Origin of the sequence: Streptomyces sp. NPDC048560 (assembly GCF_040650955.1) — a bacterium.
Classification (GTDB): Bacteria; Actinomycetota; Actinomycetes; order Streptomycetales; family Streptomycetaceae; genus Streptomyces.
This window is the reverse complement of record NZ_JBEZIJ010000018.1, coordinates 17714-35400: the sequence shown is the minus strand read 5'-3', so window position 1 is coordinate 35400 and position 17687 is coordinate 17714. Positions and strand designations below refer to the sequence as shown.

18 protein-coding genes are annotated in these 17687 nt (G+C 72.6%); 5 read left to right on the top strand and 13 right to left on the bottom strand.

Going from position 1 to position 17687, the window contains the following annotated elements; translation table 11 throughout:
* Nucleotides 1–158: 158 nt before the first annotated feature.
* Both AB0C82_RS33945 and AB0C82_RS33940 read left to right on the top strand, forming a co-directional pair.
* A complete protein-coding gene (locus AB0C82_RS33945; protein ID WP_362849944.1) occupies nt 159–899 on the top strand; it encodes a TetR family transcriptional regulator in 741 nt (246 codons plus the stop codon).
* A 67-nt stretch (nt 900–966) separates the two neighbouring features.
* Nucleotides 967–1389, top strand: coding sequence for a zinc ribbon domain-containing protein (locus AB0C82_RS33940; protein ID WP_362849941.1), 423 nt, complete (start codon nt 967–969; stop codon nt 1387–1389).
* 40 nt (nt 1390–1429) lie between these two features.
* Here AB0C82_RS33940 and AB0C82_RS33935 read toward each other — a convergent pair whose 3' ends face one another.
* The 9 genes from AB0C82_RS33935 to AB0C82_RS33895 form a co-directional block, all read right to left on the bottom strand.
* A complete protein-coding gene (locus AB0C82_RS33935) occupies nt 1430–2380 on the bottom strand; it encodes a DUF3048 domain-containing protein (RefSeq protein WP_362849927.1) in 951 nt (316 codons plus the stop codon).
* A gap of 225 nt (nt 2381–2605) precedes the next feature.
* On the bottom strand, nt 2606–2791 hold the full coding sequence (locus AB0C82_RS33930; RefSeq protein ID WP_362849924.1) for a DUF6381 family protein: 186 nt from the start codon (nt 2789–2791) through the stop codon (nt 2606–2608).
* 96 nt (nt 2792–2887) lie between these two features.
* Entirely contained in the window at nt 2888–3748 is an 861-nt protein-coding gene (locus AB0C82_RS33925) for a VOC family protein (RefSeq protein WP_362849922.1), read from the bottom strand.
* Nucleotides 3749–4063: 315 nt separating this feature from the next.
* Entirely contained in the window at nt 4064–4633 is a 570-nt protein-coding gene (locus AB0C82_RS33920) for a DNA polymerase ligase N-terminal domain-containing protein (RefSeq protein ID WP_362849920.1), read from the bottom strand.
* A gap of 86 nt (nt 4634–4719) precedes the next feature.
* On the bottom strand, nt 4720–5235 hold the full coding sequence (locus AB0C82_RS33915) for a DUF4232 domain-containing protein (protein ID WP_362849917.1): 516 nt from the start codon (nt 5233–5235) through the stop codon (nt 4720–4722).
* Between the two features lie 200 nt (nt 5236–5435).
* Entirely contained in the window at nt 5436–6716 is a 1281-nt protein-coding gene (locus tag AB0C82_RS33910) for a protein kinase (protein ID WP_362849914.1), read from the bottom strand.
* Nucleotides 6717–6906: 190 nt separating this feature from the next.
* A complete protein-coding gene (locus AB0C82_RS33905) occupies nt 6907–7632 on the bottom strand; it encodes an HAD family phosphatase (RefSeq protein WP_362849911.1) in 726 nt (241 codons plus the stop codon).
* A 25-nt stretch (nt 7633–7657) separates the two neighbouring features.
* A complete protein-coding gene (locus AB0C82_RS33900; RefSeq protein ID WP_362849908.1) occupies nt 7658–8140 on the bottom strand; it encodes an Lrp/AsnC family transcriptional regulator in 483 nt (160 codons plus the stop codon).
* Nucleotides 8141–8221: 81 nt separating this feature from the next.
* Nucleotides 8222–9631 carry a hypothetical protein gene (locus AB0C82_RS33895; RefSeq protein ID WP_362849905.1) on the bottom strand — a complete coding sequence of 470 codons (1410 nt, stop codon included), beginning with the start codon at nt 9629–9631 and terminating at the stop codon, nt 8222–8224.
* A 462-nt stretch (nt 9632–10093) separates the two neighbouring features.
* On the opposite strand from AB0C82_RS33895, the gene AB0C82_RS33890 reads away from it, so the two are divergent.
* Entirely contained in the window at nt 10094–11581 is a 1488-nt protein-coding gene (locus tag AB0C82_RS33890) for an FUSC family protein (protein WP_362849938.1), read from the top strand.
* 132 nt (nt 11582–11713) lie between these two features.
* A complete protein-coding gene (locus AB0C82_RS33885; RefSeq protein WP_362849902.1) occupies nt 11714–12775 on the top strand; it encodes a lactonase family protein in 1062 nt (353 codons plus the stop codon).
* A 128-nt stretch (nt 12776–12903) separates the two neighbouring features.
* Here the strand turns inward: AB0C82_RS33885 and AB0C82_RS33880 are convergent, their stop codons facing one another.
* The 4 genes from AB0C82_RS33880 to AB0C82_RS33865 all read right to left on the bottom strand — a co-directional run bounded on the left by AB0C82_RS33880 (nt 12904) and on the right by AB0C82_RS33865 (nt 17035).
* Nucleotides 12904–13836: a hypothetical protein gene (locus tag AB0C82_RS33880; protein WP_362849899.1), complete on the bottom strand. Its 933-nt coding sequence runs from the start codon at nt 13834–13836 to the stop codon at nt 12904–12906.
* A gap of 205 nt (nt 13837–14041) precedes the next feature.
* Nucleotides 14042–15127, bottom strand: coding sequence for a BadF/BadG/BcrA/BcrD ATPase family protein (locus tag AB0C82_RS33875; protein ID WP_362849896.1), 1086 nt, complete (start codon nt 15125–15127; stop codon nt 14042–14044).
* A complete protein-coding gene (locus AB0C82_RS33870; RefSeq protein WP_362849894.1) occupies nt 15124–15801 on the bottom strand; it encodes a uracil-DNA glycosylase in 678 nt (225 codons plus the stop codon). Before AB0C82_RS33870 ends, AB0C82_RS33875 begins: the two co-directional genes overlap by 4 nt.
* 148 nt (nt 15802–15949) lie before the next feature.
* A complete protein-coding gene (locus tag AB0C82_RS33865; protein ID WP_362849892.1) occupies nt 15950–17035 on the bottom strand; it encodes a sialidase family protein in 1086 nt (361 codons plus the stop codon).
* Between the two features lie 196 nt (nt 17036–17231).
* On the opposite strand from AB0C82_RS33865, the gene AB0C82_RS33860 reads away from it, so the two are divergent.
* Nucleotides 17232–17624 (top strand): hypothetical protein, encoded by a 393-nt coding sequence (locus tag AB0C82_RS33860; protein WP_362849889.1) that lies wholly within the window; start codon nt 17232–17234, stop codon nt 17622–17624.
* Nucleotides 17625–17687 lie beyond the last annotated feature (63 nt).

The following is a 17687-nucleotide window of genomic DNA, read 5'->3' as shown; positions in this document are numbered from 1 at the left end:
ATTCGTTGGCACAACGATATGGCACTCAGTACCCTCTTGCAAGGTACGTAGTGCCAATCGGGGCATTCCGGTGTTACGTTCCCGGCATGACTGAAGCGCGCAGAGGACGCAGGGCGGCACCCGGCCCGGCATCCGGCAGTTCCCCCGCGAAGGTGCCCATGCGGGAGGCGCTCGCCGAAGCGGCCTTCCAGCTCTTCCTGGAGCGCGGCTACGAGCGGACCACGGTGGACGACATCGTGGCGCGGGCGGGCGTGGGGCGCCGTTCCTTCTTCCGGTACTTCCCGTCGAAGGAGGACGCGGTCTTCCCCGACCACGAACGGTGTCTGGCCGACATGACCGCGCTGCTTGACGGGCGCGACGGACGTGACGGCCCGGATCCGGTCGGTGCGGTGTGTGACGCGGCCAGGCTCGTGATGAGGATGTACGCGGCGAACCCCGAGTTCTCCGTCCAGCGCTACGGGCTGACGCAGGAGGTTCCGGGGCTGCGCACCTATGAGCTCTCCGTGGTGCGCCGCTACGAGGGGACGATGGCCGGCTATCTGCGGCGGCGCTGGGCGGATGCGCCGGACGGCGGACTGCGGGCCGACGTGGTGGCGGCGGCGGTGGTGGCCGCGCACAACAACGCCCTGCGTTCGTGGCTGCGTTCGGGAGGCGTGGGCGACGCCGACGCGGCCGTGGACCACGCCCTCGGCCTCGTGCGCGACGTCTGGGGGTCCGCGGCCCGGGGGCCCGCCGCGGACCCCCGCGGCGAGGCGGAGCCGGAGGGGTCCGCGCACGTCGCTCCGGTCGTCGGGGCGGCCGCGGAACAGGGCGACGACGTGATCGTCATGGTGGCCTCCAGGAAGGCCCCGATGTGGCGTGTGGTGCAGAGCATCGAGGCGGCCATGGCGGCAGGCTGAGAAAGAAGGGGCACTCAGTACCTTTACGCTCCGGCACTCAGTGCCATATGGTGCTGAACGCCGCGCGATGGTGCGGCGCTCACAGCCGAGTGCAGGGGGTCGAGACGTGTCCCAGCCAGGAAGCGGCACCGCTACGGCGGCGCGTGAAGGAACAGGACTGACCTACCAGCGTTGTCGCTGGTGCGGCACTGCGTCGTTCCGGCGGCTCCTGTGCCCCGTATGCCAGTCGAGCGACATGCGGACGGAGTCGAGTGAGGGCCACGGTGTCGTGGTCCGCTCGACGGTGGTGCACCGCTACACCGAGTTCGCACGCAACGAGTCCCTGGTGCGGTTCCCCGAGGGCTTCATGTTCCGCTGCCGTGTCATCGGCACTCCGCCCCAACTGGTGTGGCCCGGGGCCCGCGTCCGCCCGGCATCCGGGGCCGACCTCGGCTCCGGAGAGGTCGTGCTGGAGACGGTGGACAAGGTCGAACACGACCCCTGGCGCTGAACTCCCTTGCGCGGAGGCAGGCTTCGGCCCTTTTCCTGAGTCACTCGGGGACCAGCACGATCCAGACCTGGCCGCGCGCGAACGTCATCGGCCGGCCGTCCTGCGTGATGTACTCCGTCGCCGACGCTGCGCTGTCTCGTTGCCACGTGACGTCGTACGCCTTGCCGTCGCGCAGTGCGAGCGCCGAGCCGGACCCCACGGTCTGCGTGAAGGGTGACGTGTTCCCCCACTTGTCCCGGAAGCGGGACGGGCCCAGGGTCACGTCCTGAAGGATCACGTCGGCCGCCGTCAGCCGCTCCCCGGAGGCCGTACGGGACGCCTTGCCGTCCATGGCGACCAGCCACGTCTTCTGCTCCGGCGACCAGGTGAACGTGAACCGCGCCGAGGGGTAGCTCACCGTCCGTTCGGTGACGGGTGTGCCGCCCTCCGGCGCGGGCGCGAAGCGCAGCCCGATGTCCTCGGCCGCGTCGACCTGGCTCGCTGCGTGCGGGATGTCCTCCGGGCGGAGGTACAGGTTGTGCGGAGCCGGCCGCTCCGGGTCCCTGAAGTACGCGTCCGGTGCCTTCGACGGCGGCAGGGCGTCGAGTGGAGCCGCCTCGATCGACGGCTGGAGCGCCGACTGGGCACCGGAGTACGCGAGGGTGGGCCGGTCGAACTGCCGAAGCAGTTCCAGGTCGGTTTCGCGGGCGCTCCGGACCGGGCCGATCACCGGGGGGACGTCGGAGGAGTAGACGGCGAGTATCCGGCTGAGTCCCGCCTCCACCTGCTCGACGTAGACCAGGTCGGCATTCTCCAGTCCGGTCGGCGGCCGTGCGGGGGCGACGTTGTCGATCTTCACGGCGAGGACGTCGGCCTGCCCGGACGAGGTGACCGAGCTGTCCGGCGAGGGAGCTGTGCCCCCTCCGCCCTGGCAGCCGCAGGCCGCGGCGACGAGGAGCAGGAGGATGGCGAACAGAGTGACGGCCGGTCTCTTCGAACCGGAGGTGTGCATGGCGGCCGCCCCTTTCGAGCGGGCTCCGCACCGGGGCACCGGCTCATGTCTGCTGCGGCGATGACTCTCCTGTCCATCATCACGCAGTGGACCGGCGATCGGTTCCGGAACATCCCCACCGGCCGGACGGGGAAGTGCCCCGTCCGGCCGGTGGGGCGGCGCCGGCGAACGCCACGGGCCCGGGCGGGGTGATCTGCACCCGCCCGGGCCCGGCAAGCGGGGCCGTCAGCGTCCGGCCGTGCCGTCCGTCTCCTTGGCGTCCCGTTCGCTCTGCGCCAACAGCCGTTCGGCCTTCTGCCGCAGGCGCAGGCGGTGCTCGGGATCGCTCGTGCGCTCGGCGGCCTGACTCAACTCGCTGGCCTTCTGGCGCATGTGCTGGTCGCGGGCCGAGGGTCCGGATATGGCGCTCATGATCACTCCTGGGTTCATGGAGAGCGGACAGTCCAAGCGAACCAGCCTCCTGCCAGGAGCGCACCCCCTGATGTCACGTTCCGTGATCAGCTCTGCTCAGGGTGGTGGGTAGCCGCCCTGTGCGGGCGGGGGACCGGTGGCCGACGCGATGGAGAAGACGGCGCCGCACGGGTCGCGGAGCGTGGCCCCGTCCTCGTGTGACGAGTTCCGGCGTTCGAGGACCCGGCCGCCGTGCCGGACCGCGGTCCTGAGCGCCGCCTCCACGTCCCGCACGGGGAAGTGCACGTTCCAGCGTGGCCCGCACCCGGGGAGGGCCTCGCTGCCCTCGGGGCCCGCGGTGATGAGGGCGGCGACCCTGCCGTCGTCGCGCAGCACCACGTCGTCGTGCTCGTAGCCGACCTCGCAGTAGCCGGGGCGCTCCGACGCCCAGTCCAGGATCTCGCCGTAGAAGAGCGCGGCCTCGAACGGGTTGGGCGTCGTGAGGTCGAGCCACCAGGGGCGGTGCGTCCGCCAGGCCTGCCAGTCGGCCACGAGGCGGCCCTGCCAGACCCCGAAGCGCGCCCCGTCGCGATCGGCGGCTACCGCGGCCCGGCCGATCGGGAAGTCGATGGGTCCGATCGCGAGCGTGCCCATGCGCTCCCTGATCCGGGCGGCGGCCACATCCGCGTCCGGCACGGCGAAGTACGGGGTCCAGTCGTTGGCGATGTGCAGGGCGTCCGTCAGCTCGGCCAGACCGGCCGTCGGTACGCCGTCGTAGAGGGCCACGCTGAACTCGTCGCCGATGTCCGTACCCCGGAAGGTCCATCCCAGTACGGCCCCGTAGAACTCCTGCGAGGAGGCCAGACTGCGCGTGGCGAGACTGGCCCAGCACGGTGCACCCAGACCCGAGGCGTCCGTCGTGGACCTCTGCTGAGGAGACCTCCGCTGCGGAGTCTCCTGTGGATGCGAGCCGATCACGGTGCGTACACCTCCAGAGCGGACCGGTGCCACTGCACGCGGCCCTCGCGGGCGCCCGGGGGTGCGGCGGTGTGCCGCACTCAGGCGCCGTTCGGCGCGTGGCTGCCTGTCGCAATGTGCGACGCCACCGTCGGGGCTCATGCCATGAACTTGTGCGAAGGGTCCGGCCGGTGCCCGCACGGCAGATGCGTGACGCGGCCGGTCCCCGTCGCCCATGCTGCCCGAAGGCATGGGCGGGGGCCACTCGTACGCGGTGCCGTCACCGCCGCATTCCGGGTGGCAAGGGGGGCCGGCCGCGGCCCGCCCGGGGCCGCGTCAGCCCGAGTGCTCGCGCTCCGCCGCCTCGACCTGGTGCAACGTCCGGCCGGTCCGGGCCGACCGGGCGTCGTACGGATCGGGAGTGCCCGGTCCGTCATGGACGGCCTCGTTGTCGTTCGCCTTGATCAGCAGCCATGCCACCGGGCTCGACTCCGGCATCTCGCCCACCTGGAAACGGGTGAGGGCGTACTCGCCGTGGAGCCGGTCGCCGTCGAGCCAGAAGGTTGCGTGCCCGCGTTCCAGAGCCTCCTCGAACGATACGGGCGTGCCCTGTTCGTCGTGACTGAGCGGCCGGTAGGTGCCCTGGTCCCAGACGATGATCGTGCCCCCGCCTTGTTCGTTCTGGGGAATGACACCCTCGAACTCGCCGTATTCCAGGGGGTGATCCTGTGTCGGTACGGCCAGTCGCTTGTCCCGCGGATTGCCCGAGGGGCCCCGGGGCACCGCCCAGGACTTCAGTACGCCGTCGACCTCCAGCCGGAAGTCGAAATGCATGCGGCGCGCGTCATGGATCTGCACGACGAACCGGGGTGCGTCACCGGTCGGCCGTACGTCGTCGGTGTTCACGCCAGTTCCTCCGCCCGCAGCTCATTCGTCCCCTGTTCTTCCACTGTGCGGCCCGGGGCGGCGGACCGCACTGCGGTGGACCGGACTCAGCTGGTGTGCTCCGCGAGCACCGCGTCGGCCGCGGCCCGGGTGGTGTGCCACCACGTGGTGACGGGTTCCCAGACGCGGATCCTGTCCGGCGACCCGAGGGAAGCGGCGTCGAACGTCCGCCCGTGGTGCGCCGGATGCCCGGCGACCGTCAGGCTGTCCACCGGCCTGAGTTCGGTCGATGCGGGGTCGAGGGTCCGTACGGCGGCGTACGCGGACCGGCCCCCACCCAGCCGGTACGGCGCGCTCTCGGCCGAGGGCACCGCGAGCGCCGCGCCGTCGAGATCCCCGAACGTCACGGTGGGGATCCGGTCGACGACACACGGGCGCGTGCCCTGGTTGGTGACGCTGATCCGGACCACGTCCGACACGTCGGGGGAAGCGGCCGCGCGTACGGTGAGGACGCGCTCCGCGCAGACGGCGGGTCCGGGCGCTGCCGTGGCGGGGACGCCGGACGTCGCGAACAGGGCGAGGACGGCCGCGGAGGAAGCGGCGAGAGCGGGACGGATACGCATCGGAATCCCCGTTCGTCTGGCGTGGGCGTCGACGCACACGGCGGGAGGAACCGGACGAGAGGCCCGGACCGGGCGTGCACCCGGTCAGCATCCACCGCGGACCGACGGTCTGCCGTGCAGGACGCGCCGGTCCGGCCATCGGTTGTGGCGTCGGGGGCGAATCGGTCAGGGCGGACGGACCGAGTGGACCGGGACCGGCCTCAGTCGTCCCCGTGCTCCTCGTCCTTGTCCTTGTCCTTCTCCTTCGCCCCGTCCCCATGGCCGTCGCCCTGGTCCAGGGCGTCCTGGGCCCCGTCCTGGGCCGTCGCGTCGGACGTGGGAGTGGTAGGTGTCGGTCCCTCCCCGGCCGGGGTCACCGGTGCGGTCGTCTCCGTGGGATCCGTGGCAGGTGTCCCGGCGGAGCTGGGCTCCGGCGCGAACAGGACCATGCCCAGATACACGGCAGCGAGGAAGGCCGCCGTCCCCGCGATGGCGCTGGCCACGCGCGGCCGGCGCCGGATCGCCTCACGCGTGCTGCGCCTGGCGGGAGCGGGAGCCCGTCTTCGGCCGGTGGCCTGCGGCAGCCGGTACGTCGTGAGGCCCGCGGCGCCGCCCGCCGTGTCCGGTCCGGACCGGTGCGCACCGGTGGACATAGGTGAGGTGAGCGGACCCCGGGCCGGGGAAGGCATCGGCGCGTACGCCGGTCCGGCAGGGGCGACGTGCTGGGGCAGGGGTTCGGGGCGCCCGAGCCAGGCGCCGGTGCGGAACCAGTCGGACACCTGCTGGGCTCCTGGCCGGTCCTCGGGCTGCTTGGCGAGCAGGCTCAGCAGGTACGCGTCGAACGCGGGGGAGATGTCGACGCCGCGCTGCCGCACCGGTACCGGAGGGGTGTCCACATGCTGATAGAGCGTCGCGGTCGCCGTGTCGGAGCGGAACGGCGGGTGGCCGACGAGGAGTTGGTAGATCACGCAGCCGAGGGAGTACATGTCCGACGCCGAGTCGGCCGTGCGGCCGAGCGCGCGCTCCGGGGCCAGATAGAGACTCGTTCCCACGATCTGTCCGGCGGTGGTCAGTGCCGTGGCGGGATCGTCCACGAACTGGGCGATCCCGAAGTCGCCTATCTTGACCGACCCTTCGGCGTCCAGCATCAGGTTTCCGGGCTTGATGTCCCGGTGTACGACGCCCTGCCGGTGGGCGACGGCCAGCCCCGCGGCCGCCTCGCCCGCTATCCGGGCCACCTGTTCCGGATGGACCGTGTCCTGCGCCGCGAGCAGATCGCTGAGGCTCCTGCCCTCGACCAGTTCCATCACGAGATAGAAGCGGTCCTCCCAGGCGCCGAAGTCGAACACGGCCACGAGGTGAGGGTGGCTCAGCCGGGCGGCGGTCTGCGCCTCCAGCCGGAACCGGGCTGCCGATGACGCGTCGTCACGGTCGCCCAGCAACAGCTTCACGGCGACGGCCCGGCCGAGGACTTCGTCCGTCGCCCGCCACACCTCGCCCATGCCGCCGCGGCCGATAGGGGATATCAACCGGTACCGACCAGCTACCAGCACCTGTGCACCAATCTCGAACTGTGGCCCGCTTCGACAGCCGCGGAGGGGTGTGCGGCCGGGTCAGGATATCGGCCTGCCGGACCGCAGTTGGCACCGGTGATCCGCCGCCCGCGGCCGGACGCGCTGGTGGGGGCGGCAATCAGCCAATCGGTACGGCGGCCCGGGGGCCGCCCGCCCGAAGGATCCACTCGTACGCGGCCCCGGCCGTGAACTCGCGCTGCCCGCCGGCGAAGAGCAGGTCCGCCGCCAGGAAAGCCGGATCCTCCGCTGTGCCCGCCACGTAGGGGATCGCCAGACAGCGCATACCCGCCGCATGCGCCGCGGCAGCGCCGGGCGCGGCATCCTCCAGCACCACGCAGCCGGCCGGGTCCGTGCCCAGCCGCCGCGCGGCCTCCAGGAACACATCGGGCTCCGGCTTGCCGTGCGGCACCTCCTCGGCGGACACGTACAGCGGGATGTACGCGTCGAGTCCGGTGACCGCGAGCACCGCCCCGATCGCCGCCCTGGACGAACCCGAGGCCACCGCCATCGGGACGCCCGCACCGTGCAGGCGCTCGACGAGCTCGCGCATCTCAGGGAAGACCTCGGTGGAGGATCCGGCCAGTTCGAGGTAGAGGGCGTTCTTTCCGGCCAGCAGTTCGTCGACCGGAGCCTCGATCCCGTACTCGGCGCGCAGCGCGGTCAGCGTCTCGCGGGTGCCGATCCCGATGAAACGGGTGTGGTGCTCCCAGCTGAAGTCCCTCACGCCGTACCGGGCCAGGAGGCGGCGCCCCGCCTCGTAGTAGTTCGGCTCGCTGTCCACGAGCGTGCCGTCGAGATCGAAGACGACGCGGGGGGCCGGTACACGCGGGCGCGGTGAGTTCATGACTCCCAGCATGGCGGGCGCCTGATCAGCCGACGCCGCCGGCCGCCCGTCCCACCGCTTCGACCAGCGGCAGCACCCGGTGCGGCACCCGCTCCCGCAGCGCCACCTCCGTCCGGGTCCTGACCACGCCCGGAAGCTGGATCAGCCGCTGGATCACATCCTCCAGGTGCCCGTTGTCGCGGGCGACGACGCGGGTCAGCAGATCGCCGCCGCCGGTCGTGGAGAACGCCTCGATGATCTCGGGGACGGCGGACATGGCCTCGCCGACCTCGTCCAGGTGTCCCTGGGTGACCTCCAGGTGTACGAAGGCGAGCACGGGGTGGCCGAGGGCGGCGGGGGAGAGGGCGGGACCCGTACCGGTGATCACGCCGTCCCGCTCAAGCCGGTCGAGCCGGGCCTGCAGCGTGCCCCGGGCGATGCCGAGAATGCGCGCGTACTCCCGCGCGCTGGTGCGCGGCTGCTCGATCAGCAGACGCAGGATGCGGGTGTCGAGCGTGTCCACGGCCATGGTCCGACGGCTCCTTCCTGGCTCGGTGAAACGTATGCCGACTGTACCGATGGCACAACGGCGGCACGCGGGCGCCAGATGTCAGCCGTCGTGGCCGGTGGGCGGCAGCGGTTCGTAGCGCGCGCGTTGTGCCTCGTAGGCGACCTCGGGGTCCTCGTCCAGTTCCAGTGCGGACAGGACGCGTTTGCGCAGCCCCAGGCCGTGGGCGCAGAGCAGATGGAGGCCGGCCCTGCGCACGTGGCGGGGGCGTCCGGGTGCGATGAGGGAGACCAGCCAGTCCTCGGGGACGAGCAGGACGTAGGGGACGAGCGCCTTGCGGGCGGTACGCACCACGGGAGGATGCGGGTCCTCCATGGCGGCCATCAGCTCGTCGGGGGACTGCGCGTCCGTCATGAGCAGAGCGGCGAGCGCCGCGTTGCGCACCCGGCCCTCGGGATGCGCTGCCAGCGGGCGCAGGAGAGCTGCCGCATCGGCCGCGCCGGTCTCGGCCAGCCCGAGCAGTGCGCCCGGCGGCGGGCCGGGAGTGCCTGCGTCGGCGCACAGGGCGCGGTAGTGCGGCAGAGGGTCCTCGCCCTCCAGCCCGAGGACGAGGCGGGCGGCGGAGCGCACCCGGGCCGACGGGTCGGACAGGTACGCCGTGGCTTCCCCGCCCCGGCCGGCCCTGTGCAGCGCCGTCACCGCGGAGGACCGGGTCACGGCGGAGGAGGCGTGGAGCAGACGGTTCATGAGCTGCCTCGGCGGGGCGGTGGTGACCCCGCCCAGCAGCGCGGCGGTGCAGAGGTGCCGGACCGCCCGGTCCGGGGCGGTGAGGGCGAGCTCTGTCAGCTCGGCGGGTGTGAGCAGATCCCGCTCCAGCGCGAGTCGGGCGCCGAGGACGCGCAGGCGCGCCACCGGATTGGTGTGGAAGGGGGCCTCCAGACCGGTCGGCAGGGGATCGGCGGCGGCCATGACGCGTTCCAGTGCCCAGCCGCCGTGCGGGCGCAGGCTGAGGCGCAGGACCAGGGACACCGACTCCGACGCCTGGGCCGCCGATGAGCCGAGGGCCCTGTCCGCCAGCCGGCGCGCCCGCTCCCGCACCCGCGGATGACTGTCGGCGCAGCGGACGAGGAGCAGAGGCAGGAGGGCCGGCCGCCCGACCGTGAAGGCGAGCGCGGCTTCTCGCGCCTCCCACCGGTGGTGGCAGAGGACGATCGCGATCTCCGGCTCGGAGGGCGGGAAACGTGACCAGGTGACGTCGTGGGTCTCCTCGTCCCAGCGGGGGGCGGCCGTCCAGTCGGCGGACCCGGCCCCGTCGCCCTGGCGGTTGCGGAGCAGGACTCCGGGCGGCAGGGGCTCCCTGCGTCGCGCGGTCGCCGTGCCTATCCACCGGTCGACTTCGGCCCACGCCTCCGGATCGGAGGTGTCCAGGACGGCGGACAGGGGCTTGCCCAGGAGGAGACGGTCGTGCGGAGGGAGGCGCAGGGTCGGCGACAGGGGAATCAGTTTCCGCATGGTCACAGCCTAGGTGGGGACTTGTCGACAGTGGACCCGTCGGCAGCAGAAGTGGTCTCCCCTTTGCGGAAGACGGCGAAGGGGTCGTGCGACCGGCAGGTGTCCATCTCCTGTCCGGGGTGTGAAGCGGCGCCCGGACGCCCGGAGCCACGGCGGACCACGCGCCGGGTCACAGCGTGGCTCTCCGCGCGACGCACCTGACCGTTGGCCTACCACTTGTCGGGTTCAGGGTGGAGATGCCGTGCCAATGGCACAGCCAGAGGGAAGGCTGTTGAGCCAGTGGGCCAAAGATGGTTACCTTTGTCCCATCCATGTACTCAAGGCGCCGCGCAGCGCCGGCCGGCAACGAAGCCGGGATCCGGCCCGCGGTGCCTTCGTCGTGTCTGTTCGCCGCCCCTACCCCGGGCGGGCGCAGGCGGGGCGCGCACCACTGCGAGGGGGCGGCACGCCGCTGTGAAGAGGATGTTCGTGGCCCCGGATCCGGGGCGCCTGAGGCTGAGGAACTCGGTCCGTGCCGTCATCGGTATCGCCCTGGCCGTCGCCGCCGCCGAACTGTGCGGGTTCTCGCTCGTCGCGTCGATCACCGCCGGGCTCGCGGCCCTGCTCGCCCATTTCACCGTCACCGACGCGACCGTCCGCGCCCAGCGGGTCACCACCGCTCTGCTGCCTGTCGCGGGATTCCCGGTCCTGGCGCTCGCCACCACCCTGCACGGCGTGACCATGGCCCGCGACGCCGCGTTCCTCGCGGTCGTCTTCGTCGGCGTGTACGCGCGCCGCTGGGGCCCCCGCGGCCACGCCCTCGGGATCTTCGCGTTCATGAGCTTCTTCGTGACGCAGTTCCTGCACGCCGTCCCGGCCCAGCTGCCCGAGCTGTACGCCGCTGTGGGCCTCGCCCTTCTCGCGGCCGGTGCCGTGCGCTTCCTGGTCTGGCCCATCGAGAGGCGTACACCGCCCGTGGCGGTCCCGCCGGGCCTGCCCGGAACGGGCCTGGCGCGGCCCACCACCCGGCAGGCCTTCCAGGCGACCGCCGCCTGTCTCGTCGCCCTGTCCATCGGGCAGGTCCTCTCCGAGGACCGCTGGTACTGGGCCGTCGGCACGGTCTGGTGGATCTTCGTCAACACCTCTTCCCGCGGGGAGACCCTGGTCCGCGGATTCCGCCGTGTACTCGGCACCGTGGTCGGGATCGTCGTCGTTCTGCTGGTCGCCATCCCGCTGCACGGCGCGCCCGTGCCCACGGCGGCCCTCGTCGCGGTCGCCGTCTTCGGCATCTTCTACACCGCCGCGGTCTCGTACTCCTGGATGATGCTGGCGGTGACGGTCATGGCCGGTCTCCTGTACGGCCTGCTGGGAGTCCTCGACCTGCACCTGCTCGTGCTGCGCCTCGCCGAGACGGGCGTGGGCGCGCTATGCGCCGCCCTGGCCGTGCTTCTCGTCCTGCCGGTCACGACCCACGCCACGAACGACGCCTGGATCCAGCGGGTTCTCCATTGCGTGCACGCGGCCACCGGCGAGGCGGCTGCCCGCCTCGCCGGTGACCCGGAGGTAGATCCGGCGCCGCAGGCCGCCGAGCTGGAGTCACTGCTCGGCCGGGTCCGGATGTCCCTGGCTCCGCTGGTGCACCCCTTGAGCCCGTTCCGTGCGCGCAAGGCCCGCGCCCGGCACGTCATCGAGCTGCTGGACGACTGCGCCCGCGAGGTACGGGGCCTCATCTCCATCGCGGCGGACCCGGCCGCCTCGCACGACGCCCGCCTGGCGGCTGCCTGCTGGCGCGTCGAAGCCGCCGTGGAGGCCCTCACCACGCCGAACGGCACGCCGAAGCCCGCCGTCACCGCATCCGGGCCCGCAGGAGCGGAACGCGCGCTGGCCCACCTCCACGATCTGGAGCGGGCACTCGGCGAGCTCGCCGCCCCGCTGGGGAGCTCCCCGCGCGCGCCGCTGGTGCGCTCCTAGGGTCCAGGGGGCCGGCGGTCCCCGGGCGCCGGCAGGGCTTCCGGGGAACGTCCGCATTGGTCTGGACCAGGATGAGCTGCCTGCTACCGTCGGCCCCAAGATCGGGACACACGGTGAAGTGGGGTAGTGCGGATGAGCGGGAAAAGCGCCGGCCGGGCATTCATTGGGTCGTTCACCTCGGCGGGCGGGCTGGGGATCACCGCTGTCGCCGTGGACCGGGAGACCGGGGATCTGACCGTGCTCGGTTCCACCGACGCCGTCGCGGACCCGTCGTACCTGGTGAGCGGGCTCGGGCCGGGCGGAGCGGTGCTCTACGCGGTCAGTGAGACCTCGGAAGGGGCGGCCGCCGCCTTCGACGTCTCGGAGGACGTACCGCGCCTCCTGGGCGACCCGCAGTCCGTGCGCGGGGACGGCCCCACCCACCTGACACTCGCCGCCGGCCACGTCGTCACGGCGAACTACGGCTCCGGCAGCGTCACCGTGCTCCCCGTGCTGGCCGACGGCTCGCTCGCGGCCGCCGCGTCGGTCGTCCAGCACGAGGGCGGCGGCCCCGACGCCTCCCGCCAAGAGGCCCCGCACGCTCATGAGGTGCTGGCCGACCCCTCCGGACAGTGGCTGCTGAGCGTGGACCTCGGAACCGACTCCGTGCGCGTCTGCGCCGTCGAGGCGGCCACCGGGGACCTGCGCGTGCACGGCGAGACGAAGCTGAGCCCTGGTACCGGGCCGCGCCACCTGGCGTTCCACCCGGCCGGCCGCTTCGCCTATGTCGTGGGCGAACTCGAACCGACCCTCACGGTGTGCGCCTGGGACGCGGCCGCGGGCGTCCTCGAGCCAGTCACGGTCGCCGCGGTGCTGCCAGAGAACGTGATCGCGGGTGAGCAGGGGCGTTCGTACCCGTCCGAGGTCGTCGTCTCGCACGACGGACGGTTCCTCTGGGTCGCGAACCGGGGGCACGACAGCATCTCGGTCCTCACCCTGGACGAGACCGGCGAGAAGGCCGCCCTGGCGGCCACCGTGGGCTGTGGGGGCCACTGGCCGCGCGACCTGGCCCTCGACCCTTCGGGGCAGTGGCTGTACGCCGCCAACGAGCGCTCCGGGAACGTCACCTGGTTCGCCGTGGACGCCGCTACGGGCATGCCCAGCCCCGCAGGCTCGCTGGACCTCCCCGCACCCTCCTGCGTGGCCTTCGCCTGACGCACGCGCACGTGACCCGGTGGTGCGGAACAACCGCCCGCACGGAGACGGCCGGTGCGGTACTGACCCGGAATCCCGGGTCCGTACCGCACCGGCCGACGTGCGTGCTCCGGGCGCCGCGCGGTCGCTCAGTGAGCCTGTGCGCCCAGCGTTCCCTGCGGCGTCGCGGGGGTGATGCCGAGCGCCGTCGCGTACAGCGAGAGCACCAGTTTGCCGATGGCCGGGTACGCGCCGAGCGGCTCGGCCATCGCGCAGCCCGCCTCCTTCGCGGCGGCGTCCAGCAGGCTTGCGTCGATCTCCGGGCCCACCAGGTACGGCGCGAGCGCCAGCTGGGACGAACCGGAGTTCTGCAGCTGATCCGCGATCGAGGCGACCGAGCCCTCGACGTCGAGGGCGGCGGCCATCACCGGCACGGCGAGGCGCGCGGCCAGCAGCATGCCGGTGATGCCGGCGGCCTGCACGGCCTCGTGTCCGCCGACGGTGGCCAGCACGATGCCGTCCGCCGCGGTCGCCACGGTGAAGAGCCTTGCGCGGTCGGCGCGCGCCAGACCGGCCTCCGAGAGGCGCACGTGCAGCGCCTCGGCGAGCAGCGGGTGCGGGCCGAGTACGTCGGTCAGCTCGACCTGGGTACCGCTGTCCATCACGGCCTGCCGTATCCGCCGCATGAGGGCGTTGTCCGGCCCCGCGAGGAGCGGCACCACGACGGCGGACGGGCCTTCCGGGGCGACGGCCTCACGGCCGGCGGCCATGGCCTGCTCGTAGCGCGTCACGCGCTCGGCGGCGGCGTGGGTGAGTACGGCGGCCAGGGTCGGGTACTCGGCGTCGTCTCCGTCGAGGTATCCGATCCGGGCGTTCAGGCCGGGGAGCTCGGAACGGGCGATGCTGATCACTTCTTCGGCCAGGCTGCGCGTGGCCGAAGAGGGGGTACCGGGAACGGCGAGAACGAGCGCGGAAGCGCCCTCGGGTGCGACCACGGGCTCCGGGCGGCGGTGCCGTCCGGACTGGCGAGGTCGCGGCATTCGTACAGGCAGGCCGGAAGCGGGCCCAGTGGGGGTGCTCATGGCGCCGCATGTTACTGGTTTTGGGTGCTCCTCTGTTCGGGGAGGGCCCAGTCGGACGTTATCTGTCCGCTAATGTCCGTTGAGTCGCATAGTGGTCAACTGCCCCGCTCTGTCGGCCGGAACGGCTTCCCGAATGACTCCTCGTATCCCTAATCGGCACCCGGTTCGCGCCTCTGGCGCCCCGTTCGCGCACCTGGCGCACCGTTCACCGCGGCCCCGGCGCCGCGAACGGTGCGTCAGGCGGTTTCCGGTCAGGTACGAACAGCAGAGTCGGATGGAGAGGCAGCCGTAGACCGGGGCCGGCGAGCGCCCGGGCGATGCGGAGGGAGCCGCTGAGCGGGTCACCGGCGGCGGGCACCACCACCGCCTGCGGCACCTGCCGGGCCAGCTCCGTGCGCAGGGGTACGAGGAGGGGTGCGCCCATCCGGAACAGGCCACCTGTCAGGGATACTTCGAGCTGTCCGTCACCGTCGGGACCGGCCTCGGGGCACACCGCTGCCGCGGTCTCCGCGACAAGGGCCGCCGCCTGTTCCAGGATGCCCGCGGCAACCGGGTCGTCACCCGCGCAGGCTGCGACCTCCGGGGCGAAGGACGCGAGCAGGGCCGGCCGGTCCGTCCGAGGGTAGAGCAGGCCCGGCAGGTCCGTCGGCGGTCCGAAGGCCGCCACCAGACGGGCGAGCAGCGCGGGGGAGCCGCCCCGCCGTCCGTCATGCGCGCGCATCGCGGCTTCGAGGCCGGCCCTTCCGATCCAGGCCCCGCCTCCGCAGTCACCGAGAAGGTGACCCCAGCCGTCGGCCCTGCGCCAGTCCGAGAGGTCGGTGCCGAGCGCGATCATGCCGGTGCCGCCCGCGACGACCGCTCCCGGCCGCTGCCCGAGGGCGCCCGCGTACGCGGTCACCGCGTCGGCTGCGAGCGCCAGCCGCCGTACGCCCAGTTCGGCCGCGAGCGCCCCGGGCAGCTCCGCGCGCAACCGCTCCCCGAGGGTCGCCATCCCGGCGGCCCCGATCGCGAGAGCGGCGATACCGGAAGAAGCGCCGGTGGAGTGGTGGTCGGGGGAGGAGTCCGCGCCGCCCCCGTGTCCCACCGGGGCGCGCACCAGCAGCTCGCGGACAGCGGGCACGAGCTGTGCCAGCAGGTGCTCGGCGTCGATGCCGCCGGGACCCGTCCGTACCGGTTCGGAACAGACCGTCGCCGACACGGGCCGCTCGTCGTCGACCGTCCCGAGCGCCACCCGCAGCCCCGATCCGCCGGAGTCCACGCCGATGACGTATCCCTCCGGCGGAGCGGTCACGGCAGCCGCCAGTCGACCGGCTGTGCCCCCTGGCGCTCCAGCAGTTCATTGGTGCGGCTGAACGGCCGGGAGCCGAAGAACCCCCGGTCCGCCGACATGGGGGAGGGGTGCGAGGACTCGATCGCCGGATAGTCGCCCAGCACGGGGCGCAGGTTGCGGGCGTCACGGCCCCACAGGATCGACACCAGGGGTGTCCCCCGGGCCACGAGCGCCCGGATCGCCTGTTCGGTGACCTCTTCCCAGCCCTTGCCGCGGTGGGCGGCGGGCCGCCGTGGCGCGGTGGTCAGCGCCCTGTTGAGCAGGAGCACCCCCTGCCGCGTCCACGGTGTCAGGTCGCCGTTGGACGGCCGGGGGAGCCCCAGATCCGCCTGCAGCTCCCGGTAGATGTTCTCCAGGCTGCCGGGCAGCGGACGGACGTCGGGAGCCACGGCGAAGCTGAGCCCGATCGCGTGCCCGGGAGTCGGATACGGGTCCTGACCGACGATCAGGACCCGGACTTCCTCGAAGGGTTGCTGGAACGCCCTCAGGACGTTCGGCCCCGCAGGCAGGTAGGTGCGCCCCGCGGCGATCTCGGTACGGAGGAAGTCGCCCATCGCGGCGACGCGTTCGGCCACGGGCTCAAGGGCTCGCGCCCACCCCGGCTCGACGATTTCTTTCAACGGTCGTGCTGCCACGGGCCGCACTCTACTGGTGATACGACCAAGCTGATCAACTGACCTGTAAGAGTGCCGTCATCCGCCACACCCTCCCGCCGGAGCCACCGCCACACCGCCCCGCCACCGCCGCAACGTCGCGCGGTACGCACCACCGCCACCGGCCCGGTCAGCCGACCACCGCCGCGCGCACGCACAGCACGTCCGGCAGATGCGAGAGGAGCTCCTGCCAGGTGTCCCCGTCGTCGGCGCTGGCGAAGACCTCGCCGTTGCGGTTGCCGAAGTAGACCCCGGCGGGGTCGGCGTCGTCGGTGCACAGCGCGTCGCGCAGGACCGTGCCGTAGTGCGCGCCCTGCGGGAGGCCCTCGGACAGCGGCTCCCAGGTCCGGCCCGCGTCGCTCGTACGGAACACCCGGCAGCGGCGGTCGGCCGGGACGCGGTCGGCGTCGGCGTTGATCGGGAAGATGTAGGCCGTCTCCCCGCGGTGCGGATGCGCGGCGGCGGCGAACCCGAAGTCGGAGGGCAGGCCCGCTCCGATGTCCGTCCACGAGTCACCGGAGTCGTCACTTCGGAACACGCCCCAGTGGTTCTGGAGATAGAGCCGGTCCGGATCGGCCGCGTCCCGCGTCACCTTGTGGACGCACTGGCCGAACTCGGGGTCCGGGTCCGGCAGGAACACCGCCGACACGCCCCTGTTCGCAGGGGTCCAGCTCGCGCCGCCGTCCTTCGTACGGAACACACCCGCCGTGGAGACCGCGACCGTGACCGCTCGGGCGTCCCTCGGGTCGGTGAGGATGGTGTGCAGTCCCTCCCCGCCTCCGCCGGGCACCCACTTCGAGCGGGTGGGGTGCTCCCACAGCGGACGGACCAGTTCGAACGACTCGCCGCCGTCCTCCGAGCGGAACAGGGCAGCCGGCTCGGTGCCCGCGTACACCACGTCCGGCGCCTCGGGGCCCGCCGGATGGAGCTGCCAGACCCGCTCCAGCGACGCGTCGGTGAACTGCGGGAACTTCACCGCCGGCTGCTTCGGCTCGACCCAGGTCGCGCCCAGGTCGTCGGAGTGGAACACCGAGGGGCCCCAGTGCGAGCTGTCACCGCCGACGAGCAGCCGGGGTGTCTCCCGGCGGGTGTCGATGGCGATCGAGTAGATCGCCTGGGCGTTGAACTGCGGGCCGTCGAACTCCCACGTGCCGCCGCGCCTGCGGCCGATGAAGAGTCCTTTGCGGGTGCCTACGGTGAGCAGTACGTCGGTCATGACACAGACCTCCCGAAACGCCGTTGAGTCGGATACGGGCCAGTCTGCACCCGGCCACTGACAGTGGCGCGCAGAGCGGTCGTTCACGCAGGTCGCAGCGGCGGTGGCAGGAATCCTGGGGGCCGGGAGTGTCCGTCCCGTCGGGGTTCGGGAAGGTCACGGCTAAGGTCGTGAGCCGGACGAGGAGGCGACAGCCATGAGTATCGAGATCGACGACGCCCAGGGGTGCCGGGTGCCCGTCGAGGTGACCCCGGGTGTGCTCCAGGTGGGCATCCGGTTCGGCGCGCGGCCGGAGGGGCTCACCTGGTCCTGCACGCCGACGGCGGCCAGGGAGCTGGCCGCCGCGCTCGTCGCTGCCGCCGGGGAGGCGGAGATGGTGTCGTCGGCGGATCCCGTCACCGTCGAGGCGAATGAACTGCGCCGGGGGGACGTGCGCGACGGGGACCGGGTCATGACGGTCGAGAGCGTGCGGAACGACGGGGCCACCGCCCACGTCACCTGGAAGTCGGGCGCTGGGCGGAGCTGGACCCAGGCCTACGCGGCCGACGCCGGGATCACACTCCGGTACCGCCTGCGGACAGAGGACTGAAGGGCGCCTCCCCGGCCCCTTCGCGCCGCTTGTACGAGAGGTTTCGTAATTCGACGATCGTCG